Source organism: Exiguobacterium flavidum (assembly GCF_003344535.1).
Taxonomy (GTDB): Bacteria; Bacillota; Bacilli; order Exiguobacteriales; family Exiguobacteriaceae; genus Exiguobacterium_A; species Exiguobacterium_A flavidum.
The window spans coordinates 247,145-267,455 of sequence record NZ_QPKS01000001.1 but is presented as its reverse complement, the minus strand read 5'-3'; the positions used below and the strand labels follow the sequence as shown (position 1 = coordinate 267,455).

Sequence of the window (20,311 nt, the reverse complement as noted above, 5' to 3'; positions counted from 1 at the left end):
ACTATAATATTATAAGTTGCACATATGGAATTTGAACTATTCATAGTCTATAAGTACTAGGAGGAATGGGAAACATGGTAGAACGCTTAAAAGAAATGTGGCAGGATGCGCGTCAAATGCGCGATGAGCGCGGACTCACGCTCGTCGAACTCCTCGTCGTCGTCGTCATCCTCGGAATCATCGCGGCGATTTCGGTCATTGCAGTAGGGAATTTGATTGAGAATTCGCGTAAGGATGCACAGGTTGCGAATGCGAAGCAGTTGGTGAATGCTGCGAAGTTATATGTTTCATCAGAGTCAGTCACTCCCTCGGCGTCTGGAGTTAGTTTATATTATGTTGGCGATACTGCTTCAACGGGTGGAAATGTCCTAACTAATTATATTGATGAAATGAAGGATCCGATGAACAATGATGCTCCGTATGCAGATGCTTACGTGACTGTAACAAAAACAGGTAACAAATATGGATATGCAGTAACGATGAAATCTACTAAAAGTGGCGCAAGCAATTATTTTACTACTGATGCCACTCCTACGAGAGCCGAATTACCTTAAAAAAATCCCCCTCCATGGGGGATTTTTATTTAGACTAAATGTATAAACTAACCATCCCTGAAAGGAGCACTCATGACGACGCTCATCACCATCTACTTCTTCTTACTCGGCCTGATCATGGCGTCGTTCACGAACGTCGTCGGATTGCGCATTCCGGTCGGCGAATCGATCGTCCGTCCGCGTTCGCGCTGTCCGCAGTGCGGTCACCAGCTGTCCGGCTGGGAGCTGATACCGGTCGTCAGCTATCTTCTGCTGCAGGGCAAGTGCCGCACATGCAAGTCGCACGTCTCGCTCAAGTATCCGTTGATCGAGCTGACCGGCGGATTGCTCTATGCCTACGCATTCATCCGCTTCGGCTGGACGATCGAACTTGCCGTCGCGCTCGTTCTTACGAGCCTGCTGCTCACGCTCGTCATGTCGGACCTCGCCTACATGCTCGTCCCGAATAAAATTCTGTTGTTCTTTTTACCGATCAGTCTCATTGTGCGCTATCTCTCGGGACCGGAAAACTGGTATAATCCAATTATTGGTGGACTGACTGGTTTCTTGCTCCTCTTCCTGATTTTCCTGCTGTCACGGCAGGGGATGGGAGCGGGTGACGTCAAGCTGTTCGGGGTGCTCGGTATCCTGCTCGGACCGCTTCATGTCGTCATCGCCCTGTTCGTCGCGGCGTTCGTCGGGTCGGTCGTCGGCATCGCGTTGCTCGCGACGAAGAAAGTAGCCCGGAAACAGCCGATCCCGTTCGTTCCGTCGATCGCTGCCGGCGCATTGCTCACATACTATTTCGCGGAAAGCTGGATCGCGGATTATCTCGCACTTTTCCTCTAGAAAGGATGACATACATATGGCGCAACATCGCCTGAAGGGCACGTTCGTCCACTTCAATTTCACTGACGTCGCGATTTTCGGGGCGGTCGTCAAGAACGGCCAGGTCAAACGTCATGCCGTCGTCTCGTTGCCTGCGGGTACGCTGCAGGGCGGCTGGCTCCAGCCGGAAGCTTCGCTCGATCTGATCTTCGACAGCCTGCTTACGAAACTGAAGGTACCGCGCGCTTCGCAAGCGGTCCTGACGCTCGACGGCGCGCTCGTCCTCGCCCGGAAACTTGAAATTCCGCCTGGCATCCAGGAATCCGAGATCCGCGGCTACCTCTTCATGGAGCTCGGTCACAGCATCGTCCTGCCGTTCGAGGACCCGTATTTCGACTACGACTTCCTCGAGAACGAAGGCGACAAGCGCGAGATCATGCTGTACGCGGCACCGCACGAAGGGTTGACCCAGTACGTGACGCTCTTCAAACGGAAGCATCTGCGGCTCGTCGCAGCCGAACCGCAGCCGCTCTCCGTCTATCAGGGGATCGATCATCTCTACGAGATCGCCGACACGGACAATCTGCTGATTTGGCATGTCACGGCGACGAATCACCAGCTCGTCATCATCGAGAACCACGTCCCGCGCCTGATCCGTTCGATCGACACGGTTCCTGCGTCGAGCTATGACGTCGAGATCAACGAAGACCGCGTCGTCTATCGCCACGTCGGTCATGCCAGCGAAATCGAACGGGCGGTCGAGGAGATGCTGATCGAGCTGACCCGCGTCATCGACTTCTATCGCTATTCGCTCGCACAGGACGCGCGCGAAATCGACCGGATCATCCTTGCCGGAGACTTCCCGTACATGGAAAGCCTCGTCGCACGGTATCGCGAGAACTTCACGATCGCGCTCGAGGAAGTCGGTCCGGTGATCGACGTATCGGATCAAAAAATCCCGGTCGACTACTTGCCGCTTGTCGGCACGGCTTCCTCGAAACGCAAGCGGATCAACCTGCTGCCGGACGAGGATGTCGCTCCGAAACTGCCGATCCTCGCGTCGCTCCTTCTGCTCCTGATCGGCGGGGCCGCTGCCGGATACCTGTTCTGGCAGACGGACACGTGGGCGGACCAGCTCGATAAGAACGAGCAGCAGATTCAGATCGTCAGACAGATCGCTGCACAGTCGGAGGGCGGTTCAGGACAGGCGATCACGGAGCTCCAGGCGACGATCGATTCGCTCGAGGACGCGCCGCGACCGGCCGTCCCGACACTCGAACGCATCACGCGCTATCTGCCTGAACGCGGTTACGTTTTGCAGTACAGCTACAGCGCGGATCATGCGGTCGCGATGAACGTCCAGTTCGAGACGCTCGAGGAATTGAACGCGTTCCACCGCCAACTCTTGACGGACACGTCGTTTACGAACGTCAAGCTCGCGAGCATCGTCACGCAGGAGATGGCGCCTGACCTCGACATCGCAAGCTCGACGACGACGGATCCCGTGACCGGGGAAGTGCTCGACGTCGATACGATCATGACCGACGGCGATGAGGAACCGCGCTACATCGGACAATTCGCCCTGACCGTCCTGCCGCTTGAAATCATCAAGGGTGAGGAACGGGCGGGCGAGACACAAGCGCCGGAGAGCGACGGGACCGCCAGTCCTGAAGCAGAAGGCGCCGCAGTACCGGCTGATGAGACCGGAGAGTCGCCGGAACTGACCGAAGACGACACGCTCGTCGATGAGCCGGCGGTACCGGCCACTGAAGAGACGGAAGAGATAGAAGAAGGGGGAGAATCGAATTGAAAAGACGACTCGGGACGCTCCTCCTCCTCTTGACGATTCTGCTCGTCGCTGGCGGGCTCGGCTATCTCGGCTACACGGCTTATGACACGAAAAAGCAGCTCGATGCTTCTGCGAAGACTCTCGAACGCGAACAGACGGCGCTCGAGGCTTCGAAGGCGAGCGAGAACAAGGTCGACGTCGCGGAATCGAGCTTCCTCCAGAAGAAGGTGCCGGTCATCCCGGCGATCGACGACATCGTCGACAGCATCGATGCCGCGAGCCAGATCGCCGGCGTGACGCTCAAGGGCGTCAACTTCACGGGAAGCGCAGCGCAGACGCCAGTCACTCCGGTCGCGCCGGTTGAACCGGCCAGCGACGTGACGACGACCCCTGCGATCGATGCCGTCCAGACGGAAGGAGCACCGCCGGCGACACCGAACATGCCGATCGCTGACGCGACGCCGCTTCCTGCGTCGCTGCAGGTCGAGGCGCCATCGTACGCTGAACTGCTCGCCTTCTTGAAGCAGCTTGAGCGGACGGACCGGATCTCGGTGCTGCGTCAGATCCAGCTGACCGGACCGGAGGAACCGGGACCGAACGAGGCGCTCGTGACGCTCGACGAGCCGCTCGCCTTCACGGTCGAGATCGAGTCCTACTACCGGCCGGACCTCGCGCAGCTGCAAGAGGAGAAGAAGACGCCGGTCAAGGAGACGACGCCGAAGTCGGATCCTTTTGTCGATGCGGCAACGAACTGAAGTTTGAGGGGCGTCTTCCGGACAGGGAAGGACGCCCTTCTTTGCGTTATAATACGGAATGTCCGAACCAAGCGGATTCGAAAATATAAGGAAAGAACGTGATACTGATGGTAACGCAACCCCGGCTCGTCCTCGCTTCGGCCTCTCCGAGGCGGACGGCCCTATTGACACAAATCGGCATCCCGCACGAAGTCGTCCCGGCTTCGATCGAGGAGGCGGCACCGTTCGTCATGACACCGGCTGAATATGTGACCTATCTGTCAGAGGAGAAGGCGAAGACCGTTTTCGACGGGACGCTCGTCCTCGCGGCCGACACCGTCGTCGCGATCGACGAACATATCCTCGAAAAACCGGCGGACGAGGAGGACGCACGGCGAATGCTCGCCCTCCTGTCCGGTCGGACGCATTTCGTCATCACCGGTGTGACGCTGATGGATCAGGGGCGGACGGAGACGTTCGCCGTCACGACGAAGGTCCGGTTCGGCGATTTGCCGGCTGCCTGGATCGATCAATACGTCAAGACGAGCGAGCCGTATGACAAGGCGGGCGGGTATGGAATCCAGTCGCTCGGCGGATTGTTCGTCGAAGCGATCGACGGTGACTATTACAACGTCGTCGGTCTGCCGATTCATCCCGTAGCGCGGTATCTCGAGTCGTTCGGGATCCACCCGGTGTTTGCGTAATACAGTACGCGGAGAGGTATGATGTGAGTGATCGAATTGCCGAAGGATCGCATCCAATTGAAGGGGCTGGCAGAGGCGACGACGGTCGAACTGCTCGCCTGTCTCGTCAGGACAGGGACGCGAGACAAGACCCCGCTTGATATCGGCGAGTCGCTGATGGCCGCCTATCCGACATTGATCGAGCTTGAACAGGCAGGCGTCGGGGGCCTCGAGAAGACACCCGGCGTCGGCAAGGCGAAAGCGCTCCAAATACTTGCCGGTCTCGAACTCGGACGCCGGCTCGTGACGGAACCGAAGTGGGTCCGCCCGGTCGTCCGTTCGCCGGACGACGCGGCAGAATTGCTGCTCGAAGAGATGCGCTTGTTCCAGCAAGAACATTTCGTCTGTCTCTATCTCAATACGAAGAACGAGGTCATCTCGAAGAAGACGCTCTTCATCGGCGGGCTGAACACGTCGATCGTCCATCCGCGCGATATCTTCCGCGAGGCGATCCGTTGCTCGGCGGCGAGCTTCATCGCCGTCCACAACCATCCGTCCGGCGATCCGACGCCGAGCCGGGAGGACATCGAGGTGTCGGAGCGGATGGTCGAGGCAGGACGCTTTATCGGGATCAGCTGCATCGATCACATCATCATCGGACACGGCCAATTCATCAGTATGAAACAACGCGGATTCATGTGAACGTCCGTGACAGGGAATGGAGGGAACGACATGCGAAAGGTGGTCTTAATACCATATGACGCCCAATGGGACCGGCGCTACGAGGAGGAGGCACGACTGCTCCGTTCGATTTTCGGTGAAGAGCTGGTAGACATCCACCACATCGGCAGCACGTCGATCGCAGGACTCGCCGCGAAGCCGGTCATCGACATCCTGCCGATCGTCAAGGACATCGAGCGAATCAATCGCTTCGACGAGATGATGCGCGCGGCCGGATACACTCCTAAAGGTGAGAACGGTATCCCCGGGCGCAGGTATTTCCAAAAGGGCGGCGACGCAAGGACGCATCACGTCCATGTCTACGGTAAGAATAGCCCGGAGATCAAGCGGCATCTCGCGTTCCGGGATTTTCTCCGTCATCAACCGGAAGAGGCGAAGCAGTACGGAGACTTGAAGATGAGTCTGTCCGCACGCCATCCCTTCGACGTAGGTGCCTATATCGCAGGGAAGGAACGGTTCGCAGCAGAGCTTGAAAGCAGGGCGCTGAAGTGGGCGGAAGACCGTGAGAGCGACAACCGGGCGGACGTCGAACGGTGAAGTCGCCAGCCTGACGCAAGATTTCATTATGAAAACGTCAGGATGTATGTGAGAATAACGTCTGAGAGGAAATCCCTCTTCAGGCGTTTTTTCGCATTTTCTAAATCCGTCCTGTTTTGAACGAATGGGGAACACTGTAAACAAGCTGTAACGTTTTAACGGTTTTCAAAAGGTGCTTTTCCGTTATAATTAGTGAAGTGCATTCTCAGAGAGGGGTTTATGAAACATGTTTGGATCATTTAGCCGTGAAATCGGCATTGACTTAGGTACAGCTAATACACTCGTATATGTGAAGGGGCAAGGAATCGTCGTGCGTGAGCCGTCGGTCGTCGCTTTCCGTACAGATACAGGAAAAATCGAGGCCGTCGGTAATGCGGCGAAGAATATGATCGGGCGTACGCCCGGCAACGTCACGGCACGACGCCCGATGAAAGACGGCGTCATCGCGGATTACGAGACGACTGCAACGATGATCAAATACTTCATGGACCAGGCATCAAAGAAAAAAGGATTGTTCTCCTCGAAGACGAACGTCATGATCTGCGTACCGAGCGGCATCACGTCGGTCGAGAAGCGTGCGGTCGAAGACGCGGCGAAACTCGCCGGCGCGCGTGAAGCGTATACGATCGAAGAACCGTTCGCGGCAGCGATCGGAGCCGGTCTTCCGGTATCTGAGCCGACTGGTTCGATGGTCGTCGACATCGGCGGCGGTACGACGGAAGTAGCAGTCATCTCACTCGGCGGCATCGTCACGAGTCAATCGATCCGCGTCGGCGGGGACGAGATGGACGAGTCGATCATCCGCTACATCAAGTCGAAGTACAACCTGATGATCGGGGAACGGACGGCTGAGACGCTCAAGATGACGATCGGCTACGCCCGCATCGACGAAGAAGCGGAGAACGAAACGATGGAAATCCGTGGCCGTGATCTCGTGACGGGCCTTCCGAAGCAGATCGAAGTCACTTCAGCCGAGATCTCGGACGCGCTGAGCGACACGGTCGACGCGATTCTCGCAGGCGTCAAGCATACGCTCGAACAGACGCCACCAGAACTTTCAGCAGACGTCATGGACCGAGGAATCGTCCTCACTGGCGGTGGCGCTCTATTGAAAAATCTCGATGCGGTCATCCAGGACGAGACACGCATCCTGACGCTCGTCGCAGAGAATGCGCTCGATTGCGTCGCGATCGGGACAGGGAAATCGCTCGAGATGATGAACGTGCTTCGTTCGAAATCGGGTATCTCACAAAAAAGATAAGGACGGGATGAGCGATGAAACGATTTCTTAACAATCGAAAACTGCTCATCACACTCCTTAGTTTTCTCCTTTTGGTGATTTTGATTGGTGTTACGCTGCAGGGGCGCAACCAGTCCCACTGGTATCAGAGCTTCGCTCGCGATACCGCGGGGGTTGGTCAGCGCCTCTTCGCGACACCGATAGGCTGGGTCGATGACACGGTCACCTCGATCAAAGAAGTCCGGGATGTCTACAAGGAAAATGAGTACTTAAAATCACGTCTCAACGACTATGCCGACACAGCTGTAGAGGTAAGGGACTTGAAGCGTGAGAACGAAGAGTTGAAGGATATGATCGGGCTCGACGGATCGATCCGCGACTATACATTACTGCCGGCCGAGATGATCGGCCGCAATCCATCCGAATGGCACCGGTACGTCACGGTCAACATCGGCAAGGAACAGGGCGTCAAGGCTGACATGGCCGTGATCACGGCTGACGGCTTGATCGGGCGCGTGATTCAGACAAGTGCCTATACGTCACTCGTACAGCTCCTGTCCGATACGAGCCGCACGAACAACGTCTCTGCGGTCGCGGACGACACGAGGGGCAAAGGCGTGTTCGGGACGATCGAAGGGTTCGACGAGGAGCGCAAGCTGCTCAAGTTCACGAAGATTCCGAACGATGCCAAGCTGAAGCGCGGTCAATCGGTCACGACGTCAGGTCTCGGCGGGAAGTACCCGAGCGGGATCGTCATCGGAAAGATCGAGAAACTGGAATCGGATAAGTACGGGGCTTCGAAAATCGCATATGTCAAACCGGCAGCGGACTTCGATCAGTTCGGTCACGTCTTCGTGATCGAACGGGAAGCGAAGGAACCTTTCGCTGAATCTGTGACGGGAGGGGACACTAGTGAATAACGCCAAGCTGTTTTTCGCCGTGTTCCTTCTTTTTATCCTGGAAGGGACGCTCCTGTCGATGCCGCTCGGTGACGGTTCGCCGTACGTGATCCACTTGACGCTGATCGGGCTGATGTACCTGGGACGGTACGGGAAAATCGAGCAGGCGCTCGGTTTCGGACTGATCTTCGGACTGCTGTTCGACCTCGTCTATACGGATATCGTCGGCATTTACTTATTTGCATTATCTGCCATTCCGCTCTTCAGTAGCTTCGTGCTAAAATATGTGAAGGAGAACGTGTTCACGATTGCCGTCACCTTCACATTCAGCGCGTTGCTGTTCGAACTCGACGTCTACTTCTTCACGTCTGCGGTCGTCGGAGTGGAACGGACGCTTGCTGAGCTTGCGACACAGATCATTCCGGGAAGCTTGATTGCCCAACTGATCGGCGTACTCGTCCTGTACTGGCCGATGAGCCGTTTGGTGGAATCATCATTAGATGCGAAAAGAGGATGAATCATGATTGAGCGAAAGCGTTTTGTAACGATGAAAGGACATCGCACCGGTCTCGCGGTGCATGTCAACGAAAGGTGCAGTGTGGAAGAGTTCCTCGACGATTTGGAATTGACGCTTGAAGAGAAGTCTGTCGAGAACGGCCGTGCCGTCCCGATCACTTTCTTCTTCGGACGCCGGTATGTCGATGAAGGTGTCTTGACGGCGCTCGAGTCGATCGTCGCTCGACATGATTCCTTTTTGTATAATGGATATGAGAGTGACTGCATCACGAAGGAAGAGGCGAAGGCGCTCTACGGTGACCGGACGTTCCACTACTTCGGCGGGACCGCGCGAAGCGGTCAGGTGCTCGACGTGGAAGGATCGATCGTCGTCGTCGGCGACATCAATCCGGGTGCGGTCGTCCGGGCGACGGGCAGCATCTACTGCCTCGGCGCGCTACGCGGTACGGTCCACGCCGGCAAGTCCGGCTATCAGGATGCCGTCATCGCGGCGAGCATCCTGCAGCCGAAATGGCTCTCGATCTGTGATATCGTCTATCATGAAATCGAGGAGGAGCCGGCAGAGGCTCTTGACATGGGTTGTGCGTTCTTGGGAGAATCGGGTCTTGAATTTTCACGGCTGCAAACCGTCCCGCAGGCGAGGATGGATCAGTTCGCGATCGACAGTGAAAGAGGGTGACAGATATGGAACAAGTAAAAGAACAGGTACATAGAGAAGCGAAGACGAAAGTCGGGCGTGCCATCGTCGTGACGTCTGGCAAAGGCGGTGTCGGCAAGACGACGACGACCGCGAACATCGGCACGGCGCTCGCCCTCATGGGACATTCCGTCTGTCTCGTCGATACGGATATCGGACTTCGGAACCTCGACATCGTGCTCGGACTCGATAACCGCAGCATCTACAACATCGTCGACGTCGTCACGGGCCAGTGCAAGCTGCACCAGGCGCTCGTCCGCGACAAGCGCTTCGAGGAGATGTATCTTCTGCCGGCCGCGCAGTCGAAGGACAAGTCCTCGGTCACGCCGGATCAGGTGAAGGAGATCATCGACACGCTCAAGCGCGACTATGACTTCGTCCTGATCGATTGCCCGGCCGGCATCGAGCAGGGCTTCATGAACGCGATCGCCGGAGCGGACGAGGCGATCGTCGTGACGACGCCTGAGAAGGCGGCCGTCCAGGACGCCGACCGGATCATCGGCATGCTCGAACGCTCGGATCGTGTCATCACGCCGAAGCTCGTCATCAACCGAGTCCGTTCGCACATGATGGAGTCAGGCGACATGCTCGACATCGATGAGATCATGCGCATCCTGTCGATCGACCTGCTCGGTCTGATCGTCGACGACGAAGAGGTCATCGCGGCCTCGCACCGTGGCGTGCCGGTCACGATGAACCCGGACAACCGGGCCGGGCTCGGCTACCGCAACATCACGCGCCGGATCCTCGGCGAATCGGTGCCGCTGCTCGATTTGTCGTCGAAGCAGGAAAAAGGATTCTTCTTGAAACTGAAAAAGATGCTTGGCTTGAAATAAGTAGGGGAAAAAATAGACTGGGAGCGCTTGGCGACTTCGGTCTATTTTTTTGTCGTGAGGAGATGGTCGAATGAAGTGGGTCAGTGAACAGACAGCGTCGATGGAACGGGTGGCGCTCATCGAGGGCGGAAGGCTCATCGAATATCATGAACGGATGTGCGACGAAATCCAGCTCGGTACGCTCGTCCATGCCAAGGTCGACCGGCTGCACCCGACGCTTGGCGCGGCATTTCTGCTGGCTGACGACGGTACGCCGCTCTATTTGCCGATCAGCGAGACGCGTGAGGCTCTGAAACGGTACCCGGAAAAGCCGGCGATCGGGCAGGCCGTCCAGGTCGGACAACGCCTGCTCGTCCAAGTGACGAAGGAAGGGGCAGCCCCGAAACAGCATAAGGTGACGGAGAACATCACGTACGGGGGACGCTACGTCGTCTACTTCCCGTTCGGACGGCGCGTCCGCTTCAGCCGGAAGCTCGACTTACCGACGCAGCAGCGTCTCGCGAACGTCCTCGTGCTCGAAGGCGAGGAAGGGATCCTCTACCGGACCGAGGCGGCTCATGCGAATGCGGAGGAGCTGAAGGAAGAACTCGGTACGCTTCGGGCGAGACATGCCGCAACCGCAAGCGGTGAAGAGGCGGCTCAGGATGAACCGTTGATCGTCACCGAGGCGAAGCGTCTGCCGCATGTCGAAGAGGCGCTCGTCAGCGACGCGGACGAGAAGAGGCGGCTCGAGCAGCTCGGGCTTCGTGTCGAACGGTTCATCGGCAAAGGCAGGATCCCCGAGATGGAGCGGGTCGACCAGGCGATCGAGAAGGCGTTGCAACGCGTCGTCTGGCTCGACGGAGGGTCTTATCTGCTGATCGAGGAGGTCGAGACGATGACCGTGATCGACGTCAACAGCGGGAAGACGCTCACAGTCAAGGATCAGCAGCGGACGTTCGACCAGATCAACGAGGCGGCGGCGCTCGAAATCATGCGCCAGCTTCGCCTCCGTAACATCGGCGGGATGATCATCGTCGACTTCCTGCGCGGGACGACAGGCGGTCAGAAGCGGGTGACCCAGCTGATGAAGGAGCGGGGCGCACGGGAGACGAAACAGATCGAGGTGTTCGGATTCACCCGGATGGGCGTCTGCGAACTGACGCGCCAGCGTCAGGGGAAATCGCTCCTCGAGAGGTCGCGGAAGAACGGCTCCGCGAGCCGTCTCGCTGTCCACCGCCTGCTTGAGCCGGCACTGAAGGAAGCCGCGGTACATGCTGAAGCGGCTGTCGTTTCGGCACCCTTGTCCTTGATGCGAAAGGACTTCTCGAACGTCCAGCCGCTCGACGTCACCCTCATCGAAGGAGAGCCGGGCGTGCTCTTTACGGGGACGGAGGAGGAGTGCAAAAACTTTATCCAACGTCATTGACAGATGGGGTTCGCCTTTGTTATTCTGAATAACGTTAGTTCGTTTGGAAGCACCCAAATGACTACAACCGCTCGGACCGGGTTTTTAAAGCGCAAGCTGCCCGCGATGGCGAGTCTTAGTTCCCAAGAGGAGGTGCACGTAATGTACGCAATCATCAAAACAGGTGGTAAACAAGTCAAAGTTGAAGCTGGCCAAGAGATCTACGTTGAAAAACTCAACGCAGACGTCGACAGCACAGTAGAATTCGGTGAAGTCTTGATCGTAGGCGGCGACGACGTTAAAGTCGGAGCTCCACTCGTAGAAGGTGCGAAGGTCGTAGCAACGGTCATCAAGCACGCTCGCGCGAAAAAGATCACTGTCTTCAAAATGAAGGCTAAAAAGAACTACCGTCGTAAACAAGGTCACCGTCAGCCTTACACGAAGGTCCGCATCGAGAAAATCGAAGCGTAAGCCATGATTCGTGTCAAAGTCAGACGTGACGAGGCGCATGTGCGCTCCGTCGAAGTGACAGGGCATGCCGAATTCGCTGAACCGGGTTCAGACCTCGTCTGTGCCGGCGCATCGGCAGTGATTTTTGGCGCGTACAACGCGATGGAATCACTGCTCGGTCAAGTCCTTCTACTTGAAATGGCAGACAAACGAGAGGGTGGCTACTTCTACGTAGAACCGTATGCCGACTTAGCACCGGAAGTCAGTGAACGCACCCAATTGTTACTTGAGGCGATGCTCGTCCAACTTGCGACGATCGCCGAAAGTTACGGTGATTATATCCAACTTGAACAAGTATAGGAGGTGGATTCCACATGTTGAAACTTAATCTTCAGTTCTTCGCATCGAAAAAAGGGGTAGGTTCGACAAAGAACGGTCGTGACTCGCACTCTAAACGCCTTGGCGCTAAACGTGCAGACGGTCAAACTGTTTCTGCTGGTTCAATCCTCTACCGCCAACGCGGTACGAAGATTCACCCAGGTATGAACGTCGGACGTGGTGGCGATGATACACTCTTCGCAACTGCAACTGGTGTCGTTCGTTTCGAACGTCTCGGACGCGACAAGAAACAAGTCAGCGTTTACCCAGTATAAGATCGTTGAAGCAGACTCTAGCCACTTTCGGGGGTTAGGGTCTCTTTTTTTAGGGAGGCGTGACTATGGAAGAGGAGCAGGTACTTGAGTTGTTGAAGACGCTTCGCCATGAGTGGTTGAACCGCCTTCAGCTCGTACGCGCATACGGTGCGATCGGAGACGAGGCGGCAATCGACGTCCTCTCCGCGAAGTACAGGGAGCAGGCGACACGTGAAGGCCTTCTGTCGACGATGAACCTGCCGAAGACGGCCCTGCTGTTGATGCGGGCCGAGTGGAGCGGACTTGCGATCGATTACGACGTCATCCGCAAACCGGAAGGCATCATCGACGAACGTCTCGCGGAAATCACGGAGGCGGCGATCCAAATGATCGCGATCGGCGAAGGAGAAGTATCATTGACCTTTCATGAGGGCGTGACCATCGAAATCTATCGGGATCACCTAGATGTGTCGCGCATCACCCATCTAGTGACGCCGATGGAGATCGAGTCACAGACGAGCAGTGAGTGTGTGATTGAGATTCAAGGTATACTCAAGAGAGATACCGGGCAAGAGTAAGAGGAGGGATCTGACATGTTTGTCGATCAGGTAAATATTTATGTCAAAGCAGGAGACGGTGGACGCGGGCAAGTAGCGTTCCGTCGCGAGAAATACGTACCGGACGGTGGTCCGGCAGGTGGTGACGGCGGTCGTGGAGCGAACGTCGTCCTCGAAGTGGACGAGGGACTCCGTACGTTGATGGATTTCCGTTATAAGCGCCACTTCAAGGCAATCCAAGGTGAGAACGGAATGTCGAAAGGGATGCACGGCCGTAAAGCCGAACATCTTATCGTAAAGGTTCCGCCTGGTACGGTCGTCTATGACGACGACACAGGCGCGGTCGTCGCCGACCTCGTCCATCATGGACAACAGGCGATCGTCGCAAAAGGCGGACGAGGCGGACGCGGTAACATGCGTTTCGCGACGCCGGCCAACCCGGCACCTGAACACGCAGAGAACGGTGAGCCAGGCGAAGAGAAATATCTCAAGCTTGAACTCAAGATGCTCGCTGATGTCGGTCTCGTCGGTTTCCCGAGCGTCGGCAAGTCGACGATGCTCTCGATCGTCTCATCGGCACGTCCGAAAATCGGAGCGTACCACTTCACGACGATCACACCGAACATCGGTGTCGTCGAGACGGAAGACAGCCGCAGCTTCGTCATGGCTGACCTTCCAGGTCTGATCGAAGGCGCGAGCGAAGGCGTCGGTCTCGGTCACCAGTTCCTGCGCCACGTCGAGCGGACGAAAGTCATCGTCCACGTCATCGACATGAGCGGCATGGAAGGACGCGACCCGATCGAGGACTACAACATCATCAACAAGGAGCTCGCGGACTACAACCTTCGTTTGACGGAGCGTCCGCAAGTCGTCGTCGCGAACAAGATGGACATGCCGGAAGCCGAGGAGAACCTCGCGAAGTTCAAGGAAGAGTTCCCTGAACTCGAAGTGTTCGCCATCTCGGCAGCGACCCGCCAAGGTTTGCGTGACTTGCTGTTCCGCATCGCGGACCTCGTCGACGCGACTCCTGAGTTCGGACTCGAGGAGCTCGAGGAGAAGGCTGCGACACCGCGTGTCGTCTACGGATACGAGGCGCCGGAAGTCGGCTTCACGGTCACGAAGGACGAGGACGATTGCTTCGTCATCAAAGGCGAGCGGATCCAGAAACTGTTCACGATGACGAACTTCATGCGTGAAGAGTCAATCAAGCGCTTCGCCCGGACGCTTCGTCAGATGGGCGTCGACGAAGAGCTGCGCAGACAAGGCGCAATCGATGGGGACGTCGTCCGCATCAACGACTTCGAGTTCGAATTCGTCGAATCGTCATTCTAAACTTGTACAAACGAAATGGAGTGTGAGGATATCGTGGACCCAGTTCCCGCGATGCAGTTGATTTGGTTTTTGATTCTGCTTTTCGTATCGGCTTTCTTCTCTTCATCGGAAACGGCGCTCTCGAGCGCGAACCGTCTCCGCATCCTGCATCAGGCAGAGGGCGGAAGCGGGCGTGCGAAACAGGCGTTCCGTCAGATACAACGGTATGAGGAGACGATGACGACGATCTTGATCGGCAATACGCTCGCGAACTTGAGCGTAGCGCTGATTGGCGGTTGGCTCGCTCTCGCATACGACAGCTTCTGGATGAAGGCTCTCGTGCTCGCCCTGGCGTTCCTGCTCATATTCGTCTTCGGTGAACTCGTGCCGAAGTCATATGCTCGGGAACACGCGGAGACATATGCGCTCGCCGTCAGCCGTCCGCTCCAACTCGCGATCGTGCTGTTCAAGCCGCTCGTCTGGATTTTCCTGAAGCTCAGAAGCCTTGCCCTCGTGATGATCGGAGCGGATCCGAAAGGACCGCTCGTCACCGAGCAGGAGCTCAAGGCGCTCGTCGACATCAGTGAAGAGGAAGGTGTGATGGGTGAGTCCGAAGCTGAACTCGTCCACAGCGCCGTCGACTTCAAAAACACGATCGTCGAAGAGGCTCTGACGCCCCGGATGGATATTCAGGCGATCGATATCGATGATACGTTCGAGGAGATTTTGGCGGAAGTCCAAAAGGGCGGATTTTCCCGTCTTCCTGTCTACAAGGATTCGATTGATCACGTCATCGGTGTCCTGTCGGAGCGGGATTTCCTGCGCGAACTCGTCAAGAATGGCGAGGTCGATATCCGCGAGTTGATTCGTCCGGTCTCATTCGTCGTCCCGCAGACGCGCCTGATCGACTTGCTACCGGAGCTCCGGATCAAGCAATCGCATATGGCGATCGTCCTTGACGAGTTTGGAGGAACGGCCGGATTGATCACGCTCGAGGACATCCTCGAGGAGATCGTCGGAGAGATTTGGGATGAGCATGATGAGTCGCTCGACTATACGAAACAGATCGGACCGAATCGATACGAATGTCTTGCAGAATACGATATCGAGGATTTCTGTGAGCAGTTCGAGCTGACGATGCCGGATACGGATGCCCAAACGCTAGGCGGATGGATCATCGAAGGCATCGGACGCATTCCAGAGGTCGGGGCACGGATGACGTATGAACACGTCACCTTCACCGTCCTGCATGTCGAGAACCGGCGCGTACGCCGCGTCCTCGCGATATTCCAGGAAAAACAAGAGCAAGAGAAGATGGAAATCCGCTGATCGCACATCAAGCCGGATGACGTCATAGAAAAAGGAGGGAGACCGCATTTCGCGTTCTTCCTCCTTTTCGCTGTAATCATTATTCTCTTCAATGGAGCTGCCGTTTTCAGGCCTCGAGCTCGCTGATCAGGATACCGAGTGCCGCAAGACGCGCGACGGCGGCATCGAGTGCCTGCTCGCTGTCCGACTCGAGTGTATGGATATGGGTGCCGTCGGTCAAGCTCGACAGCGGGGGCGAATCCGTTTCCTGCAGGCGGGCAATGAGCGTGCGCACGTCGCGCCGGCTCCTCAGCATGAGCTCGCCGGTCAGGAAGCCGTAGACGGGGTGTTCGACGATGACGTCGAGAACCGTCACCCCTTCGTCGACGATCGCGTCACATTCGGCCCCGAGTTCGTCCGGTGTATGGCGGCAGACGACCTTTCGGCGATAGCTGGTACCTTCGTGTGCCGTATACAGATAACCGCGCGGAGTTGCGACGATAGACTGTCCGCCTGCCTTCAGGAGGGACAGGTCTTGGACGATGACCTGTCTGCTGACGCCGCTCCTCGCTGCGAGGTCTGCTCCGGTGATTGGTGCAGTACTATTTTTCAGTAAGCCGAGGAGTTGTTTTCGCCGCTCCTCGCCGGTGTTTTTTCGTTCCATCGTATCCCTGGCCTCTCTGTTCTCGTTTGTCCTAGCATAACATGAATCGGGAAGGATCAGAGCAGGTGAGAAGGGCGCCTCACGGCCCATAAAGCTCCGTGCGGGCAGAATCGAAATATGCTACAATGGCACAAGAGTTCGCAAATAGTGAGGAGCGTTTCAAAGTGATAGAATTCATTCGCGGCCAAGTCGCTTATGTCTGTGCGGAGTTCGTCACGGTGGAAGTCGGGGGAATCGGCTACAAGATCGTAGCACCGAACCCGTTTTTTTATCGGACGGGAGACGAACAGACCATCGTATATACGTACCATTATGTAAGAGAAGACCAGGAAATCCTCTATGGTTTCAAATCAAGGCGCGAGCGCGCATTGTTCACGAAATTGCTCGGTGTGACCGGAATCGGACCGAAGGGAGCGCTCGCAATCGTCGCTTCCGGAAACGTCGATGCGCTCGTCGATGCGATCGAGGGTGAGAAGGAAAGCTACCTCGTCAAGTTCCCGGGTGTCGGGAAGAAGACGGCGAAACAGATGACGCTCGACCTGAAGGGCAAGCTTGCCGAACTCGCGCCGGACTATGTACCGAGCGAAGGACTGTTCGCGCAAGGAAACGCCGAGTTGAACGAGGCATGTGAAGCACTGACTGCACTAGGCTACAGCGAACGTGAGGTCGAGAAGGTGCGCAAGGCGCTTCAAGGCGAAGTGCTTTCGACCGACGCTTACGTCAAACGGGCACTGCAGTTGTTATTGAATGTGAGGTGACAGGAAAGTGGATGAACGCTTACTATCGGAAGCAGCAGGAGTCGAGGACCAGGAAGAATGGAGCTTGCGTCCACAGACCCTCGACCAATATATCGGACAAGAGAAGGCAAAGAGCAATCTGAGCGTCTTCATCCAAGCGGCGAAGATCCGGCGCGAGACGCTCGACCATGTCCTGCTCTATGGTCCCCCTGGTCTCGGGAAGACGACGCTCGCACAGATCGTCGCGAACGAGATGGGGGTCGGCATCAAGACGACGGCCGGCCCCGCGATCGAACGGCCGGGTGACCTGGCGGCGATCCTGTCCTCACTCGAGCCGGGAGATGTCCTCTTCATCGACGAGATACACCGCCTGAGCCGCTCGATCGAGGAAATCCTCTATCCGGCGATGGAGGATTATTGCCTCGATATCGTCATTGGCCAGGGAGAACTCGCACGAAGCGTCCGGATCGATTTGCCGCCGTTCACGCTCGTCGGAGCGACGACCCGTGCAGGGATGCTTTCGGCACCGCTGCGGGACCGGTTCGGCGTCACGCTCAAGCTTGAGTATTACACGACGCCCGAGCTATCAGCGATCGTTTCGCGGACATCCCGGCTGTTCGGTTTCGAGGCGGACCGGCAGGCGGCAGAGGCGATCGCCCTTCGTTCCCGCGGGACGCCGCGAGTCGCGAACCGGCTGCTCCGGCGTGTTCGCGACTTCGCGCAAGTCGCCCACCAGACCGAGATCGACGCCGTGCTCGCGACGAGTGCGCTCGACCGGCTGCATGTCGATGCACTCGGACTCGATGAAGTCGACCATCGTCTGCTCCGCTCGCTTGCTGAGCGTTTCGCCGGCGGACCGGTCGGACTCGAGACGATTGCTGCGACGATCGGCGAGGATGCCCAGACGATCGAGGACGTCTATGAGCCGTACTTACTGCAGCAAGGATTTCTACAACGTACACCGCGCGGCCGTGTCCTGACACCGTTCGCGCGGCAGCATTTAGGATTGAAAGAAGGAAACTGACCGATGGATGTAAACTTATTCGATTTTCATTTACCAGAAGAACAAATCGCACAAGTCCCGCTCGAAGACCGGACGAGCTCGAAGCTGATGGTCGTCAACCGTGATACGGGAGAGCTGACGCATGGCCATTTCCGTGACATATTGGATTACTTCAAGGAAGGCGACACGCTCGTCGTCAACGACACGAAAGTCCTTCCGGCACGCCTGTTCGGCGTCAAGGAGGAGACGGGCGGCAAGATCGAGCTGCTCCTCCTCAAGCAAACCGAGGACGACGTCTGGGAGACGCTCGCGAAACCGGCGAAACGCGTCAAGCCGGGAACCGTCCTGACGTTCGGTGACGGGTTGCTCCGCGCGGAATGCCTCGAGTCGCTCGAGGACGGCGGACGGATCCTCAAGTTCCGTTATGACGGAATCTTCTATGAGGTGCTCGACCAGCTCGGCACGATGCCGCTGCCTCCGTACATCCACGAACAGCTCGAGGATAAGGACCGCTATCAGACGGTCTACGCCCGCGAACGCGGAAGTGCCGCGGCACCGACTGCCGGACTGCACTTCACGCCGGAGCTGCTCGCGGCACTGAAGGAGAAGGGCGTCAGAATCGCGCCGCTGACGCTCCACGTCGGACTCGGGACGTTCCGTCCGGTGTCCGTCGACGATGTCGACAGCCACAAGATGCACAGTGAATACTATGAGTTGCCGGAATCTTCCGCGCAGACGCTTCGCGAGACACGGGCGAACGGCGGGCGGATCATCGCCGTCGGTACGACGTCGACCCGGACGCTCGAGACGGTCATCCGCGATCATGGCGACTTCGTCGAGGCAAGCGGATGGACGGACATCTTCATCTACCCGGGCCAGGAAGTGAAGGCGATCGACGGATTGATCACGAACTTCCATCTGCCGAAATCGACACTGATCATGCTCGTCTCGGCATTGTCGAGCCGGGAACATATTTTGAACGCATATGAACAAGCCGTCGCGAACGACTACCGTTTCTTCAGTTTCGGTGACGCGATGTTCTTGACGAGAGAGGACTAAGAACCATGACGAAACATGCAGTCACATACGAACACATCAAAACATGTAAACAATCCGGGGCGCGGCTAGGAATCGTCCATACGCCGCACGGCAGTTTCGAGACGCCGGTCTTCATGCCTGTCGGGACACAGGCGACGGTCAAGACGATGGCGCCAGAACAGATCAAGGACATGAACGCGAACATCATCCTCGCGAACACGTACCACCTCTGGGTCCGTCCGGGCCACGACGTCATCAAGGAGGCAGGCGGTCTTCATAAGTTCATGAACTGGGACGGGGCGATCCTGACCGATTCAGGCGGCTTCCAGGTCTTCTCGCTTGCTGACCTGCGTAATATCACGGAAGAGGGCGTCCACTTCCGCAACCACTTGAACGGCGACAAGCTCTTCCTCTCGCCTGAGAAGGCGATGGAGATCCAGAACGCTCTCGGCTCAGACATCATGATGGCGTTTGATGAGTGCCCGCCGTATCCGGCTTCGCACGAGTACATGAAGGCATCTGTCGAACGGACGAGCCGCTGGGCGGAACGCTGCCTCGAGGCGCACGAGCGTCCGGAGGACCAGGCACTGTTCGGCATCATCCAAGGCGGGGAATACGAGGACCTGCGCCGTCAAAGCGCACGCGATCTCGCGTCACTCGACTTCCCGGGTTATGCGGTCGGCGGTCTGTCGGTCGGAGAGCCGAAGGATGTCATGTATCGGGCACTCGATTTCACGACGCCGCTCATGCCGGAGAATAAGCCGCGTTACCTGATGGGTGTCGGCTCTCCTGACGCTCTGATCGAAGGGGCGATCCGCGGAATCGACATGTTCGACTGTGTCCTGCCGACGCGAATCGCACGGAATGGTACACTCATGACGTCTGCCGGACGCCTCGTCGTCCGCAACGCGAAATATGCGCGCGACTTCCGCCCGCTCGACGAGAAGTGTGATTGCTACGCGTGTAAGAACTACAGCCGCGCCTACATCCACCACTTGATCCGTGCGCAGGAGACGTTCGGTCTCCACCTCTGCTCGACGCATAACCTGCACTTCCTCGTCAAACTGATGGAGCAGGTCCGTCAAGCGATTCGCGAGGACCGCCTGCTCGATTTCAAGGACGAATTCTTTGAAAACTATGGGTATAACCTGCCAAACGCGAAAAATTTCTGACAAATCATCGATTTCAAGG

The 20,311-nt window shown here is 57.1% G+C and carries 24 protein-coding genes and 1 other annotated feature; of the genes, 23 read left to right on the top strand and 1 reads right to left on the bottom strand.

From position 1 onward, the window contains the following. The first annotated feature begins 74 nt into the window (after nucleotides 1-74). The 19 genes from DFG60_RS01325 (at nucleotide 75) to DFG60_RS01235 (ending at nucleotide 15,699) form a co-directional block, all read left to right on the top strand. On the top strand, nucleotides 75-554 hold the full coding sequence (locus DFG60_RS01325) for a prepilin-type N-terminal cleavage/methylation domain-containing protein (protein ID WP_114569919.1): 480 nt from the start codon (nucleotides 75-77) through the stop codon (nucleotides 552-554). Nucleotides 555-626: 72 nt separating this feature from the next. Then, entirely contained in the window at nucleotides 627-1,382 is a 756-nt protein-coding gene (locus tag DFG60_RS01320) for a prepilin peptidase (protein WP_114569918.1), read from the top strand. A gap of 16 nt (nucleotides 1,383-1,398) precedes the next feature. Continuing rightward, entirely contained in the window at nucleotides 1,399-3,171 is a 1,773-nt protein-coding gene (locus DFG60_RS01315; RefSeq protein ID WP_114569917.1) for a type IV pilus biogenesis protein PilM, read from the top strand. Beyond that, nucleotides 3,168-3,905 (top strand): hypothetical protein, encoded by a 738-nt coding sequence (locus DFG60_RS01310; protein ID WP_114569916.1) that lies wholly within the window; start codon nucleotides 3,168-3,170, stop codon nucleotides 3,903-3,905. The genes DFG60_RS01315 and DFG60_RS01310 overlap by 4 nt, the downstream gene beginning before the upstream one ends. 107 nt (nucleotides 3,906-4,012) lie before the next feature. Then, nucleotides 4,013-4,588, top strand: coding sequence for a Maf family protein (locus DFG60_RS01305; RefSeq protein WP_114569915.1), 576 nt, complete (start codon nucleotides 4,013-4,015; stop codon nucleotides 4,586-4,588). A 27-nt stretch (nucleotides 4,589-4,615) separates the two neighbouring features. After that, the gene (radC, locus tag DFG60_RS01300) at nucleotides 4,616-5,269 is read left to right on the top strand and encodes a RadC family protein (RefSeq protein WP_114569914.1); all 654 of its coding nucleotides are present in this window, start codon (nucleotides 4,616-4,618) and stop codon (nucleotides 5,267-5,269) included. Between the two features lie 30 nt (nucleotides 5,270-5,299). Next, on the top strand, nucleotides 5,300-5,845 hold the full coding sequence (locus DFG60_RS01295) for a GrpB family protein (RefSeq protein ID WP_114569913.1): 546 nt from the start codon (nucleotides 5,300-5,302) through the stop codon (nucleotides 5,843-5,845). Between the two features lie 226 nt (nucleotides 5,846-6,071). Next, entirely contained in the window at nucleotides 6,072-7,106 is a 1,035-nt protein-coding gene (locus tag DFG60_RS01290; protein ID WP_114569912.1) for a rod shape-determining protein, read from the top strand. Nucleotides 7,107-7,120: 14 nt separating this feature from the next. Further along, nucleotides 7,121-8,005 (top strand): rod shape-determining protein MreC, encoded by an 885-nt coding sequence (gene mreC / locus DFG60_RS01285; RefSeq protein ID WP_114569911.1) that lies wholly within the window; start codon nucleotides 7,121-7,123, stop codon nucleotides 8,003-8,005. Beyond that, nucleotides 7,998-8,501: a rod shape-determining protein MreD gene (gene mreD, locus DFG60_RS01280; RefSeq protein ID WP_114569910.1), complete on the top strand. Its 504-nt coding sequence runs from the start codon at nucleotides 7,998-8,000 to the stop codon at nucleotides 8,499-8,501. Before mreC ends, mreD begins: the two co-directional genes overlap by 8 nt. A gap of 3 nt (nucleotides 8,502-8,504) precedes the next feature. After that, nucleotides 8,505-9,179, top strand: coding sequence for a septum site-determining protein MinC (locus DFG60_RS01275; protein ID WP_114569909.1), 675 nt, complete (start codon nucleotides 8,505-8,507; stop codon nucleotides 9,177-9,179). Nucleotides 9,180-9,184: 5 nt separating this feature from the next. Beyond that, nucleotides 9,185-10,033: a septum site-determining protein MinD gene (gene minD / locus DFG60_RS01270; protein ID WP_114569908.1), complete on the top strand. Its 849-nt coding sequence runs from the start codon at nucleotides 9,185-9,187 to the stop codon at nucleotides 10,031-10,033. Nucleotides 10,034-10,103: 70 nt separating this feature from the next. After that, a complete protein-coding gene (locus DFG60_RS01265) occupies nucleotides 10,104-11,441 on the top strand; it encodes a ribonuclease E/G (protein WP_114569907.1) in 1,338 nt (445 codons plus the stop codon). A 55-nt stretch (nucleotides 11,442-11,496) separates the two neighbouring features. Then, nucleotides 11,497-11,567, top strand: a sequence feature (ribosomal protein L21 leader region). Nucleotides 11,568-11,582: 15 nt separating this feature from the next. After that, complete coding sequence (gene rplU / locus DFG60_RS01260; protein WP_114569906.1) at nucleotides 11,583-11,891, top strand: 50S ribosomal protein L21; 309 nt, start codon at nucleotides 11,583-11,585, stop codon at nucleotides 11,889-11,891. 3 nt (nucleotides 11,892-11,894) lie between these two features. After that, the gene (locus DFG60_RS01255; protein ID WP_114569905.1) at nucleotides 11,895-12,230 is read left to right on the top strand and encodes a ribosomal-processing cysteine protease Prp; all 336 of its coding nucleotides are present in this window, start codon (nucleotides 11,895-11,897) and stop codon (nucleotides 12,228-12,230) included. 14 nt (nucleotides 12,231-12,244) lie between these two features. Beyond that, nucleotides 12,245-12,523, top strand: a complete 279-nt coding sequence (rpmA, locus tag DFG60_RS01250) for a 50S ribosomal protein L27 (protein ID WP_114569904.1) — start codon at nucleotides 12,245-12,247, stop codon at nucleotides 12,521-12,523. Between the two features lie 65 nt (nucleotides 12,524-12,588). Continuing rightward, nucleotides 12,589-13,080 (top strand): Spo0B domain-containing protein, encoded by a 492-nt coding sequence (locus DFG60_RS01245; protein WP_114569903.1) that lies wholly within the window; start codon nucleotides 12,589-12,591, stop codon nucleotides 13,078-13,080. Nucleotides 13,081-13,095: 15 nt separating this feature from the next. Next, the gene (gene obgE / locus DFG60_RS01240; protein WP_114569902.1) at nucleotides 13,096-14,391 is read left to right on the top strand and encodes a GTPase ObgE; all 1,296 of its coding nucleotides are present in this window, start codon (nucleotides 13,096-13,098) and stop codon (nucleotides 14,389-14,391) included. Nucleotides 14,392-14,424: 33 nt separating this feature from the next. Continuing rightward, complete coding sequence (locus DFG60_RS01235) at nucleotides 14,425-15,699, top strand: hemolysin family protein (RefSeq protein WP_114569901.1); 1,275 nt, start codon at nucleotides 14,425-14,427, stop codon at nucleotides 15,697-15,699. Between the two features lie 106 nt (nucleotides 15,700-15,805). On the opposite strand, the gene DFG60_RS01230 is transcribed toward DFG60_RS01235, so the two are convergent. Continuing rightward, on the bottom strand, nucleotides 15,806-16,342 hold the full coding sequence (locus DFG60_RS01230; RefSeq protein WP_114569900.1) for a transcription repressor NadR: 537 nt from the start codon (nucleotides 16,340-16,342) through the stop codon (nucleotides 15,806-15,808). A gap of 164 nt (nucleotides 16,343-16,506) precedes the next feature. On the opposite strand from DFG60_RS01230, the gene ruvA reads away from it, so the two are divergent. Genes ruvA through tgt form a run of 4 tightly spaced genes read left to right on the top strand, consistent with a single transcriptional unit; the run spans nucleotide 16,507 to nucleotide 20,292 of the window. Beyond that, nucleotides 16,507-17,100: a Holliday junction branch migration protein RuvA gene (gene ruvA / locus DFG60_RS01225; RefSeq protein WP_114570019.1), complete on the top strand. Its 594-nt coding sequence runs from the start codon at nucleotides 16,507-16,509 to the stop codon at nucleotides 17,098-17,100. A gap of 7 nt (nucleotides 17,101-17,107) precedes the next feature. Beyond that, nucleotides 17,108-18,103, top strand: a complete 996-nt coding sequence (ruvB, locus tag DFG60_RS01220; protein ID WP_114569899.1) for a Holliday junction branch migration DNA helicase RuvB — start codon at nucleotides 17,108-17,110, stop codon at nucleotides 18,101-18,103. Between the two features lie 3 nt (nucleotides 18,104-18,106). Continuing rightward, complete coding sequence (gene queA / locus DFG60_RS01215) at nucleotides 18,107-19,141, top strand: tRNA preQ1(34) S-adenosylmethionine ribosyltransferase-isomerase QueA (protein WP_114569898.1); 1,035 nt, start codon at nucleotides 18,107-18,109, stop codon at nucleotides 19,139-19,141. A 5-nt stretch (nucleotides 19,142-19,146) separates the two neighbouring features. After that, nucleotides 19,147-20,292 carry a tRNA guanosine(34) transglycosylase Tgt gene (gene tgt, locus DFG60_RS01210; protein WP_114569897.1) on the top strand — a complete coding sequence of 382 codons (1,146 nt, stop codon included), beginning with the start codon at nucleotides 19,147-19,149 and terminating at the stop codon, nucleotides 20,290-20,292. Nucleotides 20,293-20,311: the final 19 nt, after the last annotated feature.

Excerpts from the sequence above, each read along its gene's own strand:
- minD (WP_114569908.1), top strand. The coding sequence starts at position 9,185 with ATGGAACAAGTAAAAGAACAGGTACATAGAGAAGCGAAGACGAAAGTC.
- DFG60_RS01245 (WP_114569903.1), top strand. The coding sequence starts at position 12,589 with ATGGAAGAGGAGCAGGTACTTGAGTTGTTGAAGACGCTTCGCCATGAG.
- DFG60_RS01230 (WP_114569900.1), bottom strand. The coding sequence starts at position 16,342 with ATGGAACGAAAAAACACCGGCGAGGAGCGGCGAAAACAACTCCTCGGC.
- DFG60_RS01305 (WP_114569915.1), top strand. The coding sequence starts at position 4,013 with ATGGTAACGCAACCCCGGCTCGTCCTCGCTTCGGCCTCTCCGAGGCGG.
- mreC (WP_114569911.1), top strand. The coding sequence starts at position 7,121 with ATGAAACGATTTCTTAACAATCGAAAACTGCTCATCACACTCCTTAGT.
- DFG60_RS01325 (WP_114569919.1), top strand. The coding sequence starts at position 75 with ATGGTAGAACGCTTAAAAGAAATGTGGCAGGATGCGCGTCAAATGCGC.
- rpmA (WP_114569904.1), top strand. The coding sequence starts at position 12,245 with ATGTTGAAACTTAATCTTCAGTTCTTCGCATCGAAAAAAGGGGTAGGT.
- DFG60_RS01290 (WP_114569912.1), top strand. The coding sequence starts at position 6,072 with ATGTTTGGATCATTTAGCCGTGAAATCGGCATTGACTTAGGTACAGCT.
- tgt (WP_114569897.1), top strand. The coding sequence starts at position 19,147 with ATGACGAAACATGCAGTCACATACGAACACATCAAAACATGTAAACAA.
- DFG60_RS01265 (WP_114569907.1), top strand. The coding sequence starts at position 10,104 with ATGAAGTGGGTCAGTGAACAGACAGCGTCGATGGAACGGGTGGCGCTC.
- queA (WP_114569898.1), top strand. The coding sequence starts at position 18,107 with ATGGATGTAAACTTATTCGATTTTCATTTACCAGAAGAACAAATCGCA.
- DFG60_RS01295 (WP_114569913.1), top strand. The coding sequence starts at position 5,300 with ATGCGAAAGGTGGTCTTAATACCATATGACGCCCAATGGGACCGGCGC.
- DFG60_RS01255 (WP_114569905.1), top strand. The coding sequence starts at position 11,895 with ATGATTCGTGTCAAAGTCAGACGTGACGAGGCGCATGTGCGCTCCGTC.
- DFG60_RS01320 (WP_114569918.1), top strand. The coding sequence starts at position 627 with ATGACGACGCTCATCACCATCTACTTCTTCTTACTCGGCCTGATCATG.
- rplU (WP_114569906.1), top strand. The coding sequence starts at position 11,583 with ATGTACGCAATCATCAAAACAGGTGGTAAACAAGTCAAAGTTGAAGCT.
- obgE (WP_114569902.1), top strand. The coding sequence starts at position 13,096 with ATGTTTGTCGATCAGGTAAATATTTATGTCAAAGCAGGAGACGGTGGA.
- DFG60_RS01275 (WP_114569909.1), top strand. The coding sequence starts at position 8,505 with ATGATTGAGCGAAAGCGTTTTGTAACGATGAAAGGACATCGCACCGGT.
- DFG60_RS01315 (WP_114569917.1), top strand. The coding sequence starts at position 1,399 with ATGGCGCAACATCGCCTGAAGGGCACGTTCGTCCACTTCAATTTCACT.